The sequence below is a fragment of the Stenotrophomonas sp. genome, assembly GCF_032099025.1.
Taxonomy (GTDB): Bacteria; Pseudomonadota; Gammaproteobacteria; order Xanthomonadales; family Xanthomonadaceae; genus Stenotrophomonas.
In genome coordinates, this window is sequence record NZ_DAMCID010000022.1 from 1 (window position 1) to 20,677 (window position 20,677).

Genomic DNA, 20,677 nt, shown 5'->3' on the forward strand with positions numbered 1-20,677 from the left:
AGCTCGCTGTCCACCACCCAGATCTACACGCTGGTGGCACGCGAACACCTGCAGAAGCTGCATGCGCGGCATCATCCGCGGGGGTGAGCGGCGCGGCGCGTGCGGTTACCGCCGCAGGGAATGCACTTCATCACCGGGCCGTTTGCCCCAGAGGGGGGCAACTCCCTCCACACTGTCGAAGGAAGCCAGGCTCCACGTGCGCCGGCTCCTCACCGAGCCGGTATCGGAACTGTCACACCGGATAAAACTGTGACAGGACCGCGCATCACCATCGACCGAATCGTGCCCGCGGCTGCTCGAATCCGGGTAGTACGACGAAGCTGAGGTCACGCTGGTACGCGCGTCGCTGCGATGACCCTCATCCTCATCCTGCGCAGGAGGAGCGTTGTCGACCGCGCCAGTACCGGCCATCAGGTGGCCGGGAGCGGTCGCCAAGGGTGTGTCAGGGGGGAGTGTTGCGGGATGTAGAGCATGGCACGCGTTCAGCAGCCTGGCCATGCCGATGTGGACCGGCACCGAGGGATTCAGCGTCGCTCCCAGACGGGCCAGTTTCGTGGCGCGCGAGATCAGCTGGTCCTCGGCCAACCTGCCTTTCCCGTAGGCCCGGTACATGGCCGCTTCGCTGTTGGAGAGGCTGCTCAGGGCCAAAGCGTATCGCTTGCCGCCCGGGTCTGGCTTGTTGGCTGCCAGCGCCACGCGTGCGGTGGTGCTGCCAAGTAGATGGGCCTTGAGAGACAGAGTGAGCGAGGGAAGGCAGCGCATTGGCGTGGAGGTAGCGTAGGACGTCCGAGGCTGGGCCTTCGGATGCGCGGCTGCTTCCAGAAATCACTCACCTGACGCGACCCGAGTGCCGGCTCCCTCTGCTGGGCGTACCTCGCGTTCCAGCCGGCTGTGCGAGAATTCGCACATCCCCTACCGTGGAACGCCTGATGCTTCGTGTCCTTACCGTCGCCCTGTTCGGCGCGCTCAGCCTGACGGCCTGCGCCCAGCCGGCCGCCCCGGTCGCCTCCTCTTCGAACAAGCCGGCCGCCAGTGCGGCACCGGCGTCCAACGCCACGGCCGAGCAGACCGTGCGAACCGCGCTGGCCAGCCTGGACGCAAAGTTCAACCCCGATTACATCGGTGCCGCACCGTTCCCGGGCTTCCGCGAAGTGCTGGTGTCCGGTCAGGTGCTGTACGTGTCTGATGATGGCCGCTACCTGATGCAGTCGCAGCCGTATGACATCCAGAACCGGGGGCCGGCCAGCAGTGCCGGGCTGCTGTCTTACCGCAAGGCCCTGCTGGACAAGGTGCCGCGCAGCGAGCGCATCGTGTTCGCCGCGCCCAACCCGAAACACACGATCACGGTGTTCACCGACATCGAATGCGGTTACTGCCGCAAGCTGCACCAGGACCTGCCCGAACTGAACCGCCAGGGCATCACCGTGGAATACCTGGCGTTTCCGCGCATGGGTCCCGGCAGCCAGGACTTCACCGACATGATTTCGGTCTGGTGCGCCGTGGACAAGCGCAAGGCGCTGACCGAAGCCAAGAGCGGCCAGGCGGTAGCGCCGAAGAACTGCACCAGCCCGGTGGCCATGCAGTACAACCTGGGCCAGCAGGTCGGCGTGAGCGGCACCCCCGCGATCTTCGCCGCCGACGGCACCCAGCTGGGCGGCTATCTCACCCCGGCACAGCTGGCCAAGGCGCTGGAGCGGCAGTCCCGGTAAACCGGGCTGTCCAGACCGGAGGCTCAATGCCTCCGGTCCGACCAGCGTGGCTCAGCCGCTGGGATTGTTGGCGCGCGTCGCCAGCTTTTGCCTGAGTTCCGTCATCATGTCGTTCTTGACGGCGCTGTCCTTCTGCCGCCCCGGAGGTCCCGCGAACGCGTTGTTGACTCCGGTGGCCCCCTTTTCTTCACCCTTGTAGTGAACGTGGACTACCTTGGGTGCGGCGGTCTCGTCATCCACCGCGCGCTGCTCCGATTCCAGGTCCAGCACTGCGCGACGCTCGGCGATCTTCCGCAGCAGCTCGGCCGGCAACGTACCCCCGAACAGGTCGCTATGGCTGAGGCGCCCACGAGCGGCATCGCGTGCGCTGCTGTCCGGCGCCTCGTGTGTCTTTTCCTTGCGGGTCCCGAAACTCACTGTCGCCTGTTCATCGAGCGAGCGGCTCTTGATCAACGGATTGCGCTGCAACTCCTTGAGCAGACCGCCCGAGGTTGCATGAACCTGCGCGGCAGGGAAGGCGGGCGGCGCTGGGGGAGGCGGGGGAGCGGGTGCCGTTGATGGCAGCGTCGGCTCGCTCGCGCATTTCACTTCCAGGAGGGCGGGCCGGGGTATGCGAAAGACGGAGGGAAACGCAGCTGCCTGCGTCTTCCAATCGGTGGTATCAACGTGATTGGACCGGGTCGCAACACCCGCCGGGCGGTCTGCCCAATGATTGTGCAGCCAGCCGCCTTGGAGGTTCCCGGCGTTGCGTGCCTCGCTGGTTCCTGCAGCCCCATGAATCAGCAGGGGTGCAGCGCGCGGACCACGTTCCGTTTCCCGCGGCACCGGCGGCACGTGCAGCTGCGCCGGTGCCATCAACTTCCTCACATCCTGCAGAGACAGCTTGTCGGCTTTTCGGAACTCGAACGGGCGGACAGGCGGGTCCGACACCTTCGGTCGGTTGGAGAGATGCGTGAAGGAGCGGATTTTGACCGTGGGGAGCTCCAGCTTCGTCTTGGCGCGTGAACTGCCGAGGAAGGCGGCGATCCGAAGGAGGGGGGTGGGGACGCGGGAGGTTGCAGTAGTCATGAGCTTCCAATGGCAATCGAACGAGTGCCCCGCCATTGTTGGTGCAACGCCGTGGCAGACTTTCATGAAACGCTCGCGCCCCGCGCGCGCCATGCATCACGGGGCGTCACGGGCGTTTATTCCTTTGCACCATTCCAATCGCTGTCATCCGGGGACCGGGTCATGGCGCTGAGCACCCGCGTGCTGGCCGACCTGCTCAGGGATCCCAACCGTGGTCGGAAGCATCGTCGTCCGGGCCGCTGCCAATGCCCGAGTCGCTGGAAGATGCCTGGCGAGCCAAGGATGTTTCTCCGCTTCCGATGTTGATGAGGGCGCGCTGGTAGAAGTCCTCCATCGCTGACGCCACACGGGTCGGTTCCACGTCCAGGATGCGCCTGACAGGCGCAGCCTGTCCTCTCGCCCGTATTTCCGCCAACAGGTCCGTTGGAAGCGCCGAGCGGTGCAGGGGCTGGGCAGGCGCCGGACCTGCTTCCTTGACGGGGAGCGTCCGCGGAACCGTCGCGCTGGCGACCTGCGGGGCGTGCGGTCGTTGTCCGCCTGCATCGGCCAGATGCGGATAGATGGCCTTGTCGGGAAGGCGTGCCTTGAATTCCGCGAACGACTCGCCGCCGGCGCGCAGCTGCAGTGCGGTTCGTAGTGCCTGCGACATGGTCTGTTCGTGAAGGCCAACTCGATTGGCGCTGCCGGCGCTGGGCGGGAGGGCTGTGTTCGCCAGCGGGAGTGGCGCGGGAGCGTGGACGCCTGCCTTGGCACGGTCCAGCAGCCACGCAGGTTTGGGCGCCGGGACAGGCTTGGTGGGCACGGGCGCCTGCGCGCGCATCTGCGGTGATGGCACGAACGCTGCCGCCGCCTTGGAGCGCGCCAACAACGCCGGTGGCTTCGGCGGAACAACGGGCTTCATGGAGGGGGCGGGCGGCGCGCGCCGTTTCCGTCCCATGGTGCCCTCCTGCAGCGCCGTCATGAGCACCACATTGCGGGCGGCCGGCGTCCGCGTCTCTCGGTTCGACCCGGAGCTGCGCGCAGGCAATTCGCCGAACATGTCGCCGTCCAGGCTGTCGCGGTACGGTCGGGACCGTGCGCTGTGATCGGTGGCGGACTGCCCGCTCAACCATGCGATCAGCGTGCTGTTGCCGGCTTCCACCAGTGCGGGGGGCGCGGCGCGCGGCGCTTCGGCCGGTCCCGGGGCGCCAAAATAATTAGCGATGGCCCACGGCGGCTTCACCGGAAGGGACGCAGTTCCGGGCGCCTTATGCGCTGAGACCGTACCGGGGCGAGAGGTCGGCGGAGGCGACTGCCATGTGCCCGATGCCTTGTTGTTGCTTATGTCACTGACAGACAGGGGCTGGAGGGACTGCCGCAACCACCGTTCGTTTTTCGCGCTCTTGCTGCCCAGGCGGTCAAGGAGTTTGATGAGAGGAGTAGGAATGCGCATGGCGATCAAACATCTGGAGGCCCGGCACCCTAACGGCGACCAAGCAGCGCCGCTTTCAGTTTGCGCTCATCCCTGCACAACACCCGGGGCCACAGCGGCCCCGGGCGCGTTGCACTTACTTCAAACCCGTACTGATGGTGTTCACCAGCGTGCCTTGTGCGTCATCGCCACTGAACTCCCAGAAGAACGCGCCGCCCAGTCCCTGGGTCTTCACGTAACCCATCTTCTCGGTCACCAGCGCCGGCGTATCGAAGCTCCAGAACGTGGTGCCGTTATAGCTCCAGGTGGCCCGTGCATTGGCGTCGGTGAAGATGGGATGGTTGAGGTTCTTCAGCACCTTCCAGTCTTCGATGCCCGCCTCGTAGGTACCCGGCGCGGCGCTGCCGCTCTGGTACAGGCCATTGTTGACGTTGGGCACGTTCGTCCAGCCGCGGCCGTAGAAGCCGATGCCCAGGTTGAGCTTGCTGGCCGGCACGCCACGGCTGATGAACGCTTCCATTGCATCGTTGCTGTTGTACAGCTTCGTATCACCGGTGGAGGGGTCGGCCGGCGAATTGAACAGCGCCGAGTGGTGCCCGGTGATCGGGTCGAACGCGCCGTGGAAGTCGTACGTCATCACGTTGATGAAATCCAGGTAGCCGTGATACGCGGCCGGGTCGGTCACGCGGATCTTGTCGATGCCCGCGCCTACCGCCACGGTCAGCAACAGGCCAGGGCGCACCGCGTCCAGCTGGCGGCGGAACTCGGCCAGCAGTGCGGTGTAGTTGGCATTGTCGGCCGGCGTCCCGCAGCTCAACCCGCACCCCACCGGGTACTCCCAGTCGATGTCGATGCCATCGAACACGCCCGCCGCCGCGCCCACGCCGCCGGCACCGTCGGTCACCGGCAGGTTGCCCTTGATGTAGGCATCGACGCACGACGCCACGAAGGCCTGGCGGTTGGCGGGCTGTGCCGCGCTGGAGAAGCCGCGCGACCAGGTCCAGCCGCCCAGCGAGATCAGCACCTTCACGTTCGGGTGCTTGGCCTTGAGCTGCTTGAGCTGGTTCCAGTTGCCGCGCAGCGGCTGGTCCCAGGTATCGGCGCCGCCACTGACGCTTTCGCCCGCCTGGAAGGCCTTGGTGTAGTCGGCGAACGCATCGCCACCCACGCCGGTGTTCGGGTCCGAGGCCTGGGTGATGCCCACTTCGCAGCGGTTGTTGCGCACGTTGCCGAAGGCGTAGTTGATGTGGGTCAGCTTGCTGGCCGAGCCGCTGGTGTCGATGTTCTTGACCCGGTAGTTGCGCCCGTAGATACCCCACTGGGTGAAGTAACCGATCACCCGCTTGTTGCCGCCCGTGCCGCCACCGGTGGCGGTGGTGACGCTGATCGACGCGCTCTGCGCCGAGGCATTGCCGGCGTTGTCACGGGCGCGCACCCGGTAGGTGTAGGCCGTGCTGGCGGTGAGGCCGCCGTCGGTGTACTGGGTGGCGCTGGGCGAACCGACCAGGCTGCCGTTGCGGTACACGTCGTAACCGGCCACGCCGCTGCCGCCGGTGTTGTCGCTGGCCGCGTTCCAGGCCAGGTTCACCGTGGTGGCGGTTTTGGCGGGCGAGGCCAGGCCGCCGGGCACGCTGGGCGGGGTGGTGTCGTTGCTGGCCGCGTTGACCGTCACGCTGACCGTGGCCGAGGAGGTCACCGCATTGTTGTTGTCGGTGGCCACCGCCTTGAACGTGTGGCTGCCGGCGCTGGCGTTGGTCCAAGCCACGCTGTACGGCGCGCTCGTGTCGATGCCGAGCGAGGTGCCGCCGCGGAAGAACTCGACCTTGGCCACGCTGCCATCACTGTCGCTGGCAGTGGCGCTGACGGTGATGCTGCTGCCGGCGGCGAAGCTGGCGCCGTTGGACGGCGAGGTCAGGCTGACGCTCGGGGGCTGGTTGCTGCCGCCAGTGTCGCAGGCGCCCAGGTTGGTGTAGTACGGCGCGCCGGCGGGGTGGTCGGGCGGGGCGTTCCAGATGTCCTGGTTGGCCCGGTACAGCACGCCCCCCTTCTGCAGGGTGCTGCCGGACAGGTAGATCACGTTGCCGTTCCACTCCGGCACCCCGGTACAGCTGGCCGCCAGGGCCAGGCCGGGGCTCAGTGCCGCCGAGCCCAGCGCCATGGCCAGCAGCCAACGCCGATGCCGGGCGGGGGAGCGGGGAGATAACGATGTCACCGTACTGCGCGCAATCGGGTCAGTCATGTCTTACTCCGATCAGGTGGTGGGCGCTGGGCGGCAGGGTGTCGGCCAGCGTTGCAGCAGGTCCGGGGCCGGTGAGAGAGGCCGGCAACAGCAGAGGGGGCGGACATGGACCCCGCCCGGCAGTCCGCTGGGCAGGTGGTGGCAACGTTGTCATGGTTTGCCCCTCCGTTCCGTGCGCCAGCGCAAGGTTCGGGACGCGGCCGGTCTGCGCCGGTGCGGGAGCGGGGGGGGGCCGGGCCGACCACCGGCGGGCACGTATCGGTACAATAGTGGGCCCCGTCTCCAACCACGGTTCCCCGGACATGATGGTCCTCGAGGGCGCATCCGCCCTTTCGCCGTTCCGCCGCGAACGTCTTGAATCCCGCCTGCAGTCCCTCGCCGCCGACCTGCGCATTACCGGTGCCTGGCACGTCTACTTCATCCAGACCGAAGGTGATGCCGCCCCGGACCCGGTGATCCTGAGCCGGATCCTGGAGGCGCAGCCGGCGCTGGCCGCGCAGGCGGAGGGCGCTCTTTCGCGCTTCGTGGTGCCGCGCCTGGGCACGCTGTCGCCGTGGTCGAGCAAGGCCACCGAGCTGGTCCGTGGTGCCGGGCAGCCGATCCGCCGCGTGGAGCGCGGGCTGCGCATCGACCTGGCCGGCTGGCCGGCCGATGCCGCCCAGCGTGAGGCGGTGATCCGCGCGCTGCACGACCCGATGACCCAGTCCGTGCTGGACGATGCCGCCCAGGCGCAGGCGCTGTTCACCGCGCCGGCCCGTGGCGAGCTGGAGCGGGTGGCGCTGGATGACCTGGAAGCGGCCAACCGCCGCCTCGGCCTGGCCATGGCCCAGGACGAGATCGACTACCTGCGCCAGCGCTTCGGCGAACTGGGCCGCAAGCCGTCGGACGTGGAACTGATGATGTTCGCCCAGGCGAACTCCGAACACTGCCGGCACAAGATCTTCAATGCCAGCTGGACCATCGACGGCGCCGACCAGGCCAACTCGCTGTTCCGCATGATCAAGAACACCCACCAGCACACCCCGCAGCACACGTTGAGCGCGTACAGCGACAACGCCGCGGTGGTGGCCGGTTTCCCGGCCGCGCGCTACCGGCCGGACCCGGCCACGGGCGAATACCGCAGCGAAGCGGTGGTGGACTCGGCCTTCTGCATCAAGGTGGAAACCCACAACCACCCGACCGCGATCGCGCCGTTCCCGGGCGCCTCGACCGGTGCCGGCGGCGAGATCCGGGACGAAGGTGCCACCGGCCGCGGCGGCAAGCCCAAAGCCGGCCTGACCGGATTCTCGGTCTCGCACCTGCGCATCCCGACCCTGCCGCAGCCGTGGGAGGCGCCGCGTGCGCTGAACCCGCGCATGGCGCCTGCGCTGGACATCATGCTGGAGGGCCCGCTCGGCGGCGCCGCATTCAACAACGAGTTCGGCCGGCCCAACCTGCTGGGCTACTTCCGCAGCTTCGAACTGCCGGAAGGCGAGGGCCTGACCCGCGCCTACGACAAGCCGATCATGCTGGCCGGTGGCCTGGGCGCCATCGACCAGGTCCAGGTCGAGAAGCTGCGCCTGCAGCCGGGCGATGCGGTCATCGTGCTCGGTGGTCCGGCCATGCTGATCGGGCTGGGCGGCGGTGCCGCCAGTTCGGTGGCATCGGGCGAAAGCGCCGAAGACCTCGATTTTGCCAGCGTGCAGCGCGACAACCCGGAAATGGAGCGTCGCTGCCAGGAAGTGATCGACCGCTGCGTCGCGCTGGGCCTGGACAACCCGATCCGCTGGTTCCATGACGTTGGCGCGGGCGGCCTGTCCAATGCCATTCCCGAGCTGCTGCACGACTCCGGCGTGGGCGGTGTGATCGACCTGGGCAAGGTGCCCACCGACGATCCGTCGCTGTCGCCGATGCAGTTGTGGTGCAACGAATCGCAGGAGCGCTACGTGCTCGGCGTGCCGCAGGCGCGCCTGGCCGAGTTCGCCGCGCTGTGCGCCCGCGAGCGCTGCCCGTTCGCCGCCGTCGGCGTGGCCACGGCCGAGGAACGCCTGGTGGTGGCCTACGGTGCAACGGTGGGCAACATCCCCGCCGATGCGCCGATCGACCTGCCCATGGACGTGCTGTTCGGCAAGGCGCCGAAGATGCACCGCGATACCGCGCACCCGCCGGCGCCGCGCTGGCCGGCGTTGAGGACGAGCGGGCTGGACCTGCATGAGGCCGGCCTGCGCGTGCTCGCGCACCCGTCCGTGGCCGCCAAGAACTTCCTGGTCACGATCGGCGACCGCAGCGTGGGCGGCCTGACCGCTCGCGAACAGATGATCGGGCCGTGGCAGCTGCCGCTGGCCGACGTGGCCATCACCCTGGCCGGTTTCGATACCGTCGCCGGTGAAGCGATGGCGATTGGCGAGCGCACCCCGCTGGCCCTGCTGGATGCGGCCGCCTCGGCGCGCATGGCGGTGGGCGAAGCGATCACCAACCTGTGCGCCGCCCCGGTGGACGCGCTGGAGACGGTGAAGCTCTCGGCCAACTGGATGGCGGCGGCCGGCCACAACGGTGAAGACGCGCTGCTGTATGACGCGGTGCGTGCGGTGGGCATGGAACTCTGCCCGCAGCTGGACCTGAGCATTCCGGTCGGCAAGGATTCGCTGTCGATGCAGGCGCAGTGGCATGACAACGGCCAGGCGCACAAGTCGGTGTCGCCGGTGTCGCTGGTGATCTCGGCGTTCGCGCCGGTGGCCGATGCCAGCGGCCAGCTGACCCCGTTGCTCGACCGCGAGACCGACAGCGAGCTGTGGCTTATCGGCCTCGGTGCCGGCAAGCAGCGGCTGGGCGGTTCGATCCTGGCCCAGGTGCACGCCGACCACAGTGCACTGCCGGCCTTCGCCGGCCCGGTGCCGGACCTGGACGATGCGCAGCGCCTGCGTGCCTTCTTTGAACTGATCCGCGATGCGCGCCAGTCCGGCCTGCTGCTGGCGTACCACGACCGCAGCGATGGCGGTGCGTTTGCCGCGCTGTGCGAAATGGCGTTTGCCTCGCGCCTGGGCTTGGACATTACTCTGGATGCCTGGGGCGACGATCCGTTCCGCAGCCTGTTCAACGAAGAACTGGGTGCGGTGGTGCAGATCGCCAAGGAAGACCGTGCCGCGTTCGCCGACCTGGTCGAACGCCATGCACTCACCGAGTGCGCCCAGCGCATTGCCCGCCCGACCACCGCACCGGTGGTGCGGGTGACGCTGCAGGGCGAGAGCCTGGTCGAATGGCGCTGGGAAGCGCTGTTCGACGCATGGTGGTCGGTGACCCACGCGATGCAGAAGCTGCGCGACAACCCCGACAACGCCGACCAGGAGCGTGCGATCGCGCGCAACTTCAACGCGCCGGGCCTGAAGCCGAAGCTGACCTTCGACATCAACGAAGATGTCGCAGGCCCCTACATCAACACCGGCGCGCGCCCGCGCGTGGCGGTGCTGCGCGAGCAGGGCGTCAACGGCCAGATCGAGATGGCCAACATCTTCGAACGCGCGGGGTTCAGTGCCCATGACGTGCACATGAGCGACCTGATCGAGGGCCGCGTGGCACTGTCCGATTTCACCGGCCTGGCCGCCTGTGGTGGTTTCAGCTACGGCGACGTGCTGGGTGCAGGGCGTGGCTGGGCCACCTCGGTGCTGGAACGCAACGCACTGCGCGATGCCTTCGCCACGTTCTTCGCGCGGCAGGACAGCTTCGCGCTGGGCGTGTGCAACGGCTGCCAGATGATGAGCCAGCTCAAGGACATCATCCCGGGTGCCGAGCACTGGCCACAGTTCCGCCGCAACCGCAGCGAACAGTTCGAGGCGCGGACCGCGTTGCTGGAAGTGGTGGAGTCCCCGTCGATCCTGCTGCGCGGCATGGCCGGCTCGCGCCTGCCGGTGGCCGTGGCGCATGGTGAAGGCCAGGCGGTGTTCGCCACCGCCGTCGACCAGGCCGCTGCCCGCGTCTCGCTGCGCTACGTGGACGGCGATGGCAACGTCGCCAGCCAGTACCCGCTCAATCCGAACGGTTCACCGGACGGCATCACCGGCCTGACCAGCACCGATGGCCGCGTCACCATCATGATGCCGCACCCGGAGCGCACACCGCGCGCGATCAACCTGAGCTGGCGTCCGGCGGAGTGGCAGGGCGACTCGCCGTGGCTGCGCATGTTCCGCAACGCACGCGTATGGTGCGATTGAGCAGACATACAGATCGCGTGAAAGCGTGGTGAAAGCTGAGTGAAAAAACCGCCGACCCGTTCGGCGGTTTTTTTTCGTCTTCGATCCAAGTCGAGTGGAAGCAACAAGTTACAGCGCGTTACATGCGTCAATTCGTGTGATGAAGATTACTCACATCGATCTAACAAAACGCGTTGATGAATAGTCAAATATGTGACGTCTCTCGCGTTCGAGCAATTTCTGCAGTCAAAGTCTTGACGCCATCGGAACCGTGCGTTAACACTGATTGCTCATTTTGACAGCGTTCAGTTCTGCAGTAACCCCAAGGATGGCGAGTTCTCTGTACGTCGCACACGCCGTTCGGCACACAACGCAGTAATCCAAAGCATTCAAGCGAAAACGCCCCCAGGGGACGTTGGACCACGTTGTCCGGCGTTGGCGTCGCTTTGCCCGAAACCAGTCCAACCAGGAGTCGCATCGATGAATCGGATTTATCGCAAGGTCTGGAACAAAGCACTGGGGCAGATGGTCGTTGCCTCCGAACTCGCCAGCAGCCAGACCCCGGGCGTGGTGGTGGACCAGCGACGAGCCGCTGGCGCGCGCGGCACATCGGTGTTGTCCGCTGCCATTGCGTTGACGCTTGGATTGGGCATGGCCGGGGTGACCGCGGATGCGCGTGCGCAATCGGTGGAAGTGGGCGGCAACGCCAACTGCGTGGTGCTCAACAGCGGCGTGGTCGACAGCTGCGTGGTTGACGGCAACGCAACCGCGTCGGGCGCGAATGCCGTGGCGATCGGCAGCAACAGCACGGCCTCGGCAGCCAACAGCGTGGCGCTGGGCGCCGGCTCGCGCGCTGCACGGGCCAACACCGTTTCGGTCGGCGACGCTGGCAAGGAACGCCAGGTCACCAACGTCGCGGCCGGCACCGCCGCCACGGACGCGGTGAACAAGGCACAGCTCGATACGGTGGCCGCGACCGCCGCCGGCGCAACGCGCTACTTCAAGGCCGATGGCGAAGGCAACGACAGCGACGCGGCCCGTATCGATGGCGAAGGTGCACTCGCTGCCGGTGCCAATGCCACGGCCGAAGGCGACGGCGCCACGGCGCTGGGCCACAACAGCCAGGCGCTGGCCAACGCCACCACGGCGGTGGGCAGCGATGCCATCGCCGCGGGCCTGGGCGGCAGCGCCTTCGGCCAGAACAGCCTGGCCATCGGCGACGCCACCGTTGCGGTGGGCCAGAGCGCCATGGCGTTCGGGCTCGGCGATGTAGCGCTGGGCGCGTCGGCCTTCGCGGCAAGCGAAAACGGCGCCGCCACCGCGATCGGCGGCCTGGCCGAAGCCAGTGCGGATGGCGCCACTGCCATCGGTGGCGGCGCCCTGGCCATTGGCGCGGGCAGCACCTCGCTCGGCCGTGGTGCCGGCAGCGGCGGCGAAGCCTCGATTGCGGTGGGCGCGTTCAGCACTGCGGTGGCTGACTTCAGCGCCGCACTGGGCTCCAACTCAGCCGCGGTGGCGGTGGGCAGCGTGGCGCTCGGCGCCGGCTCCTACGCCGATCGCGTCGACACGGTCTCGGTGGGCAACAACAACGGCCTGCAGCGCCAGATCACCAACGTGGCTGCCGGCACCGAAGACAACGACGCGGTGAACAAGGCCCAGCTCGATGGAGTGGGTGACGTCGCGCAGACCACGAGCAAGTTCTTCCAGGCCAGCGGCAGCGCCGACAGCGATGCCGGTGCGTTCGTCGATGGCGACAACGCCACTGCGATCGGCGAAGCCAGCAACGCGCTCGGCAACGGCGCCACCGCGCTGGGCAGCGGTGCGACCGCCGTCGCGCAGAACGCCACCGCGGTGGGTTACAACGCACTGGCCAGCGGTCAGAACAGCGCCGCGTTCGGCACCAATGCGCAGGCCAACGGCCCGGGCAGCGTGGCCGTGGGCGGTACCGCCGTCGACGAAGACGGCAATCCGTTGATCACCAATGGCGGCGTCCCGGTCGACACCGGCGCCACCAGTGCCGGCGTGGGCGGCACGGCCGTCGGCGCCAGCGCCGAGGCCTCCGGCTTCGCCGCATCCTCGTACGGCGTCGGTGCATACGCGGGCGGCGCGCAGTCGTCGGCCTTCGGTGCCGTCTCCAATGCGACGGGCGATTACGCCACCGCCGTGGGCACGCAGAGCGTGGCCGCCGGCACCAGCAGCACCGCCATTGGCGGCCCGGCCGACCTGATTCCGGGCCTGGGCTTCTTCGTGCAGACCCAGGCCAGCGGCGAAGCCGCCACCGCCGTCGGTGCCGGCGCGATCGCCAGCGGCGATTACGCGGTGGCCAACGGCACGCTGAGCGAAGCGTCGGGCACCGAAGCCACCGCCGTGGGCTATTTCGCCTACGCACCCGGCGAGGGCGCGTCTGCGCTCGGCGCCGAAAGCTGGGCGAGTGGTGACCTGAGCACGGCGGTCGGGTTCTACAGCACCGCACGCGGCGCCAACAGCGTGGCCCTCGGCGCCAACTCCACGGCCGTGCGCGCCAACACCGTATCGGTCGGCGATGTCGGCAACGAACGCCAGATCACCCACGTCGCCGCCGGCAGCGAAGCCACCGATGCGGTCAACAAGGCGCAGCTGGATGCCGTCGCGGAAACGGCCGATGGCACGGCCTACCGTTTCAAGGCCAACGCGTCGCAGGACAGCGATGTGGGCGCCTTCGCCGACGGCGACGGTGCGCTGGCCGCTGGTGAAGCCAGCAATGCCTTCGGTGCCGGCGCCACTGCGGTGGGTAACGGCGCGTCTGCCATTGGCGACGATACCGTCGCGGTCGGCCGCAACGTAGCCGCCAACGGCACCGGCAGCGTCGCCATCGGCGGTGTGGGGCAGGCCTACGACCAGTACAACGCGCCGATCGTGGATGCCGACGGCAACGCGGTGACGGTGGGCACCACCGCCGCGCAGGATGCCGTCGCCGTCGGTGCGGGCGCCCAGGCCACCGGTGCGCTCAGCAATGCTTACGGCAGCGGCGCGCAGGCCACCGGCGACAACAGCCTGGCGCAGGGCTACAAGTCGCGCGCCACCGGCGAGTACAGCGTCGCGCAGGGCGACAACGCCTTCGCCAGCGGCAGCGAAAGCACCGCCACCGGTGCATACGCATGGGCAACCAACGACGGCGCCACCGCGTTCGGCTCCAGCGCGTGGGCCACCGAAGCCAACGCCACGGCCGTGGGCTATGCGGCCTGGGCCGACGGCAGCGGTTCCACCTCGGTCGGCTACAACAGCTGGGCGCGCGGCAGCAGTGCCACCGCGCTCGGTCGCGGTGCGTTCGGCTACGGCGACAACAGCGTGGCCGTGGGCTACCAGGCACTCGGCAACAGCATCAACACCATCGCCATCGGTACCAATGTGGTGGCCGGCGGTGAAAGCGCGATCGGCATCGGTGCGGGCAGCACCGCCAGTGCATCCAACGCGGTCGCGCTGGGGGCCGGTGCACGCGCCGACCGCGCTTACACGGTCTCGGTCGGCAATGACAACCAGCAGCGCCAGATCACCCAGGTGGCCGCCGGTACCGAAGGCACCGATGCGGTCAACGTGGACCAGCTGACCGCCGCCACCGAACAGTTCCAGGCGAGCGGCGACGGCGTGGCCGTAGCCGGTGGCGAGGAAAGCGTGGCCGCCGGTTCGAATGCCGCCACCGATGGCGATTACGCCACCGCCGTGGGCTCCAGCAGCTTCGCCAGTGGCACCGGCGCATCGGCCGTGGGCAGCGGCGCGTTCGCGCTGGCAGACGGCGCCACGGCCGTCGGCCTGAATGCATTGGCCAGTGCGGCCAACGCCACGGCATCCGGCGCGGATGCACAGGCCACTGCCGAATATGCCACCGCCAACGGTGCGGAAAGCCTGGCCTCGGGTGAGCAGAGCACCGCCAACGGTGCGGCCAGCATTGCGTCCGGTGCGGGCAGCCTGGCCAGCGGCGCGTTGTCCGAAGCGGCCGGCGAAGAATCGGTGGCGCTGGGCTACTACAGCACCGCCAGCGGCTCGGGGTCCACGGCGGTCGGTGCGGAAAGCGTGGTCAGCGGGACCCTTTCCGCTGGCTACGGTTTCGCGTCCGAAGCTACTGCGGGCTACACCACGGCGATCGGTGGCTATGCCGCCGCAACCGCCTTCAACGCCACCGCACTGGGCAGCTTCGCGCAGGCCACCGGCTCCAACAGTGTCGCGCTCGGCGGTGACGCCGAAGCCAGCGGCGCCTACAGCACCGCCACCGGCCAGGGCAGCCTGGCCAGCGGCACCAACAGTGTTGCCATCGGTGGCGCGCTGTTCGGCCTGCTGCCCACCGAAGCATCCGGCAACTATTCCACCGCCGTCGGCGGTGGTGCCTGGTCGCCGGGCCTGAACAGCACCGCGCTGGGCAATGCCGCCACTTCCGAAGGCGAAAACAGCGTAGCGCTGGGTGCGGATTCCATCGCTGACCGCGACGACAGCGTGTCGGTCGGCAGTGCCGGCAGCGAGCGCCAGGTCACCAACGTGGCCGCCGGTACCGAAGGCACCGACGCGGTGAATGTGGATCAGCTCAACGCGGTGGCCGATACGGCCGCCACCACCAGCAAGTACTTCCAGGCCAGCGGCAGCGACGCCAGCGATGCCGGTGCCTACGTGGAAGGCGATGACGCATTGGCGGCCGGTGAGGCAGCCAACGCCATCGGTGACGGTGCCAGCGCGCTGGGCAGCGGTGCCACTGCGCTGGCCAACAACGCCACGGCAGTGGGTTTCAACGCGTTGGCGACGGGCGAAGGTGCCGCGGCATTGGGCAGCGAAGCCCAGGCCACCGGCGAAGACAGCGTGGCCATCGGCAACGGTGCGGCGGCCAGCGAGATCGGTGCCAGCGCCATTGGTGCCGGCGCGCAGGCGTCCGGCGCGTACAGCACGGCCAGCGGCAGCGAAGCCATCGCATCGGGCCAGCAGGCCACTGCCAACGGCTTCCGTTCCAGTGCATCGGAGGCGGGTGCGTCGTCGTTCGGCAGCTACAGCGAAGCGACCGGCGAATTGTCCTCCGCGCTGGGCTACGGCGCGGTGGCCTCCAACGCCTACGCCACTGCCGTGGGTGCAGCGGCGACCGCATCGGGCGCCAGTTCGGTCGCGGTCGGCGAGTTCAGCGAAGCCACCGGCGATGAAAGCGTCGCCATCGGCGGCAGCACGTTCTTCGGCTTCATCCCGGCGCGCGCGTCCGGTACCGGCGCCTCCGCGTTCGGTGCAGGTGCCTGGGCCACCGACGACTACGCCACCGCGATCGGCTGGAATTCGTGGGCCGATGCCGCCAGTGCTACCGCACTGGGCGAAAGCGCCACTGCCACCGGCGTGAACAGCGTGGCCCTGGGTGCCGGTTCCAGCGCGGATCGCGACAACAGCGTGTCCGTCGGCACCGCCACCGCGCAGCGGCAGATCACCAACGTTGCGGCCGGCACCGAAGGCACCGATGCGGTGAACGTCGACCAGCTCAACGCCGTCGCCGATACCGCCGAGGAAACCAACCGCTACTTCAAGGCCTCCGGCAGCGGCAATGGCGACGACGTGGGCAGCTACGTCGACGGTACCTACGCCACGGCGGCGGGCGAAGCGTCCAATGCGTACGGCACCGGCGCGTCGGCCTACGGCAGCGGTTCGCTGGCGTCGGGTCGTTACGCCTCGGCGTCGGGCTACAACGCCTCGGCCACGGCCGATTCGGCCACCGCCATCGGTGGTGCGCTGTACTACGAAGATGCCAACGGCAACGTGCTGCTGGACAAGGCCACCAGTGCCAGCGGCACCGGTGCGACCGCGCTGGGTGCCGGTGCACAGGCCACCGGTGTGTTCAGCACCGCCAGCGGTGCCGGCGCCACCTCGGCCGGCCTGCAGTCGTCTGCATTCGGCTACAGCGCCGAAGCCGGCAGCGACTACAGCACCGCCGTGGGAGCGTTCAGCGCCGCGACCGGGCTGCGCACCACCGCGCTCGGCTACGGCGCGGAAGCCAGCGGCGACTATGCCTCGGCGTTCGGTTGGGGCAGCACGGCATCGGGTGCCTACGGCATCGCCATCGGCAACAGCGCGCAGGCCAGCGGAGCGAACAGCTTCGCCGGTGGCGCCAGCGCCTGGGCGACGGCCGCGCAGACCACGGCGGTGGGCCAGCTGGCGTGGGCGACCTCGGCCGGTTCCACCGCGATCGGCCAGGACAGCTACGCCTACAGCGGCCTCAATGCCACCGCACTCGGCAAGAGCGCCTGGGCCAGCGGCACCGGCAGCGTGGCACTGGGCGCAGGCGCACGCGCCACTGAAGCCAACGTGGTGTCGGTCGGTGGCGGCAACGGCACCACCGGTCCGGCCACGCGCCGCATCACCAATGTCGGTGCGGCGGTGAATGCCAACGACGCGGTCAACAAGACCCAGCTGGACAGCGTGGCGGCGACGGCCGATGCGGTCGGCCAGCGCTTCAAGGCCAGCGGCACCGGCGTGGCCACGGCCAGCGGCACCGATGCGCTGGCGACCGGCGCTGGCGCCACCGCCAGCGGCACGCGCAGCAGCGCATTGGGGACCGCGGCCACCGCCTCGGCCACCGGTGCGACTGCCGTGGGTGCAGATGCCTCGGCACGCGGCGACAACAGCACCGTGGTCGGCCGCCTGGCCTCGACCAACGCCACCAACGCGGTGGCCGTCGGCAACGGCGCCTTCGTCAGCAACGGCGCCAACGGCATCGCCATCGGTTCCAGCGCGGGTGCGTCCGGGGCCAACTCGGTGGCGCTGGGCGCGGGTTCGCGTGCGGTGGAAGCCAACGTGGTCTCGGTCGGTGGCGGCAATGGCACCGATTCGCCGGCCACCCGCCGCATCGTCAACGTCGCGGCCGGTCGCGTCGCCGCAGGCAGCACGGATGCGGTCACCGGTGGCCAGCTCAACACCACCAACCAGCGCGTGGGTGCAGTGGAAACCCGCGTCGGCGACATCGACGACCGCATCGGCTCGGTGGAAAACGTCACCGCCAATGCGCTGACCTACGACGACAGCAGTCGTGACACGCTCACGCTGTCCGGTGTGGAAGGCACCACGCTGGACAACGTCGCCACCGGTTCGATCGCCAGCGGCAGCCGCCAGGCCATCAATGGCGGGCAGCTGTTCCAGGCCCTGAGCGACACCGCCAGCTTCCTCGGTGGTGGTGCCAGCGTGGGCATGCAGGGCGTGTTCGTCGCCCCGAACTACGTGATCCAGGGGTCGACCTACACCAACGTGGGCGATGCGCTCGGCGCGCTGGATGCCAAGGTGAGCGATCTTGACCAGCGTGTGGCAGGGGGCAGCAGCAGCGCGGCGCGTGCGCGCACCGCGGCGGTATCCACCGCCAGCATTGGGGCAACGCCGGAGGCGGCCGATACCGCCGCCACCCCGGCGGCCAGCGTGGCCACTGCGGATGTTGCCGCACCCGTCGTGCAGGGCACGCCGACCGCCGCCAGCGTCGGCGCCCCGCAGCCGGTTGCCGCAGTGGTGCCGGTCACCTCGGTAGCCATGGGCGACGGTGCCGTGGCCAGCGGTGCCTCGGCCACGGCGATCGGGCAGGGGGCCAGCGCCACGGCTGCCAACTCGGTGGCATTGGGCCAGGGCTCGGTTGCCGACCGCGCCGATACCGTCTCGGTGGGTGCCGTCGGTTCCGAACGGCAGGTGACCAACGTCGCCGCCGGCAGCGCGGCCACCGATGCCGTCAACAAGGGGCAGCTGGACGGTGGCATCGCCACCGCCAACAGCTACACCGACCAGCGTTACAGCGCGATGGCCGACACCTTCGACGTCTACAAGGGCGAGATCGACGAGCGCCTGCGTCACCAGGACCGTCGCATCGACCGCCAGGGTGCAATGAACGCGGCCATGCTCAACATGGCCACCAGTGCCGCCGGTATCCGCACGCAGAACCGCGTCGGTGTCGGCGTCGGCTTCCAGAGCGGCGAGTCGGCGTTGTCGCTGGGCTACCAGCGCGCCCTCAGTGAACGCGCCACCGTCACCGTCGGCGGCGCCTTCAGCAGTGATGACAGCTCGGTGGGCGTGGGTGCCGGCTTCGGCTGGTAACGCGCCCTATGCAATGCAGGGCCTGAGGGGGCGGGTCACGGAGACCCTGGCCAGGGCCGGCCGGGGTTTCCGCATGGAGTGTTGGCCTGAACAGTCGTTTGATCCATGACCTTGAAGAGGATTACACCGTGACCAGAAAGCAGAACCTTCGCATCAACGTGCTGGCAGCCGCCGTGTTGTCGCTGTCCGTGGGCGCCAGCGCCTATGCCGCCGGTTTGCCGGTCAAGGAACCCGCACGCCAGGCCACCACCGCCCAACAGGGTTCCGAACGCATCATCGTCAAATACCGCACCGGCACCGCCGCTGCCACCGACCGCTCGGCCAAGCTGGCCGCCGTGACCTCGGCGGTATCGCGCGCCAGCCTGGGCACGACCGCCGCGCGCGCCGCGGCGGCCAGTCCGCAGCACCTGCGCCGCCTCGGCACCGGGGCCGACGTGATCCGCCTGCAGGGCAAGCTCAGCCAGGCCGAACTGCAGAAGGTGCTCAAGGAGATCCAGGCCGATCCGTCGGTCCAGTACGCCGAAGCCGACGTCAAGCTGCAGCGCGCCGACGTTCGTCCGAAGGAAACCGCGCAGCTGGTGCCGAACGACCCGTATTACGCGCAGTACCAGTGGCACCTCAGCAGCGCCACCGGTGGCGTCAACGCGCCGGCCGCGTGGGACGTGGCCCAGGGCGAAGGCGTGGTGGTGGCGGTGCTCGACACCGGCATCCTGCCCGGACACCCGGACTTCGCCGCCGGCACCCTGCTGGAAGGCTACGACTTCATCAGTGATGCGGAGACCTCGCGTCGTGCCACCGACGCGCGCGTACCGGGCGCGCTGGATTACGGCGACTGGGTAGAGAACGACAACGAGTGCTACGCCGGCTCGCTGGCCGAAGACAGCTCCTGGCACGGCACCCATGTCTCGGGCACCATCGCCGAAGCGACCAACAACGGCGTCGGCATGGCCGGCGTCGCCTACAAGGCGAAGGTGCTGCCGGTACGCGTGCTCGGCAAGTGCGGCGGCTACCTGTCCGACATCGCCGATGCGATCACCTGGGCCTCGGGCGGTACCGTCGCCGGTGTTCCGGCCAACGCGAATCCGGCCGAAGTGATCAACATGAGCCTCGGCGGCGGTGGCGTGTGCGACGCGGTCTACCAGGATGCGATCAACGGCGCGGTGTCGCGCGGCACCACCGTGGTGGTGGCGGCCGGCAACTCGGCCGGCAACGCGGCCAACTTCCGTCCGGCCAGCTGCGCCAACGTGGTGGCGGTGGGTGCCACCCGCATCACCGGTGGGATCGCCTCCTACTCCAACTTCGGCCCGGCCGTGGACCTGTCCGGCCCGGGCGGCGGTGGCGGCGTTGACGGCAATCCGGGCGGTTACGTCTGGCAGGCCGGCTACAACGGCCTGACCACCCCGACCTCCGGCGCCTACAGCTACATGGGCATGGGCGGTACCTCGATGGCGTCGCCGCACGTGGCCGGCGTCGCCGCACTGGTGCAGGGCGCGCTGGCCTCGGCCGGCAAGGACCCGCTGACCCCGGCGCAGCTGGAAACCCTGCTCAAGCAGACCGCACGCACCTTCCCGGTGACCATCCCGGCGGCCACGCCGATCGGCAGTGGCATCGTCGACGCCAAGGCCGCGCTGGACAAGGCCCTGGAAGAGCCGTGCACCGTGGATTGCGCGCCGGAAGCGACCGCGCTCACCAACCGCGTGGCGGTAGCCGGCCTGAGCGGCGCCGGTGGCAGCGAAGCGCTGTACAGCTTCGAGGCGAGTGCCGGCAAGGTACTGAGCTTCCTCACCTACGGTGGCAGCGGCAACGTGTCGGTGTACGTCAGTGCCGGCGCCGAGCCGTCTGCGACGGACTTCGATGCCAAGTCCGCGCGTCCGGGCAACAGCGAAACCGTGCGCTTCACCGCGCCGGCCGCGGGGACCTACTACATCAAGCTGGTGGGTGAATCCGCGTACAGCGGCGTGAGCATCCAGGCCGTCCAGTAACGGTCAGGGCGTACCTGCGGGAGCCCGTCATGTGACGG

At 68.9% G+C, this 20,677-nt stretch carries 8 protein-coding genes; 4 read left to right on the forward strand and 4 right to left on the reverse strand.

The annotated features are described in order from the left end of the window. Positions 1-105: 105 nt before the first annotated feature. Positions 106-696, reverse strand: coding sequence for a hypothetical protein (locus tag RT456_RS14730; RefSeq protein WP_313347792.1), 591 nt, complete (start codon positions 694-696; stop codon positions 106-108). Between the two features lie 233 nt (positions 697-929). On the opposite strand from RT456_RS14730, the gene RT456_RS14735 reads away from it, so the two are divergent. Continuing rightward, the gene (locus tag RT456_RS14735) at positions 930-1,709 is read left to right on the forward strand and encodes a thioredoxin fold domain-containing protein (protein ID WP_313347793.1); all 780 of its coding nucleotides are present in this window, start codon (positions 930-932) and stop codon (positions 1,707-1,709) included. A gap of 51 nt (positions 1,710-1,760) precedes the next feature. Here the strand turns inward: RT456_RS14735 and RT456_RS14740 are convergent, their stop codons facing one another. The 3 genes from RT456_RS14740 to RT456_RS14750 all read right to left on the reverse strand — a co-directional run bounded on the left by RT456_RS14740 (position 1,761) and on the right by RT456_RS14750 (position 6,346). Beyond that, a complete protein-coding gene (locus RT456_RS14740; protein WP_313347794.1) occupies positions 1,761-2,777 on the reverse strand; it encodes a hypothetical protein in 1,017 nt (338 codons plus the stop codon). 196 nt (positions 2,778-2,973) lie between these two features. Next, positions 2,974-3,999 carry a hypothetical protein gene (locus RT456_RS14745; RefSeq protein WP_313347795.1) on the reverse strand — a complete coding sequence of 342 codons (1,026 nt, stop codon included), beginning with the start codon at positions 3,997-3,999 and terminating at the stop codon, positions 2,974-2,976. Positions 4,000-4,324: 325 nt separating this feature from the next. Then, on the reverse strand, positions 4,325-6,346 hold the full coding sequence (locus RT456_RS14750) for a glycosyl hydrolase family 18 protein (RefSeq protein ID WP_313347843.1): 2,022 nt from the start codon (positions 6,344-6,346) through the stop codon (positions 4,325-4,327). A gap of 383 nt (positions 6,347-6,729) precedes the next feature. Between RT456_RS14750 and purL the strand changes: the two genes are divergently transcribed. The 3 genes from purL to RT456_RS14765 all read left to right on the forward strand — a co-directional run bounded on the left by purL (position 6,730) and on the right by RT456_RS14765 (position 20,639). Then, positions 6,730-10,614, forward strand: a complete 3,885-nt coding sequence (gene purL, locus RT456_RS14755; RefSeq protein ID WP_313347796.1) for a phosphoribosylformylglycinamidine synthase — start codon at positions 6,730-6,732, stop codon at positions 10,612-10,614. Between the two features lie 459 nt (positions 10,615-11,073). After that, positions 11,074-18,657 (forward strand): ESPR-type extended signal peptide-containing protein, encoded by a 7,584-nt coding sequence (locus RT456_RS14760; protein WP_313347797.1) that lies wholly within the window; start codon positions 11,074-11,076, stop codon positions 18,655-18,657. Between the two features lie 128 nt (positions 18,658-18,785). Next, positions 18,786-20,639 carry a S8 family peptidase gene (locus RT456_RS14765; RefSeq protein WP_313347798.1) on the forward strand — a complete coding sequence of 618 codons (1,854 nt, stop codon included), beginning with the start codon at positions 18,786-18,788 and terminating at the stop codon, positions 20,637-20,639. Positions 20,640-20,677: the final 38 nt, after the last annotated feature.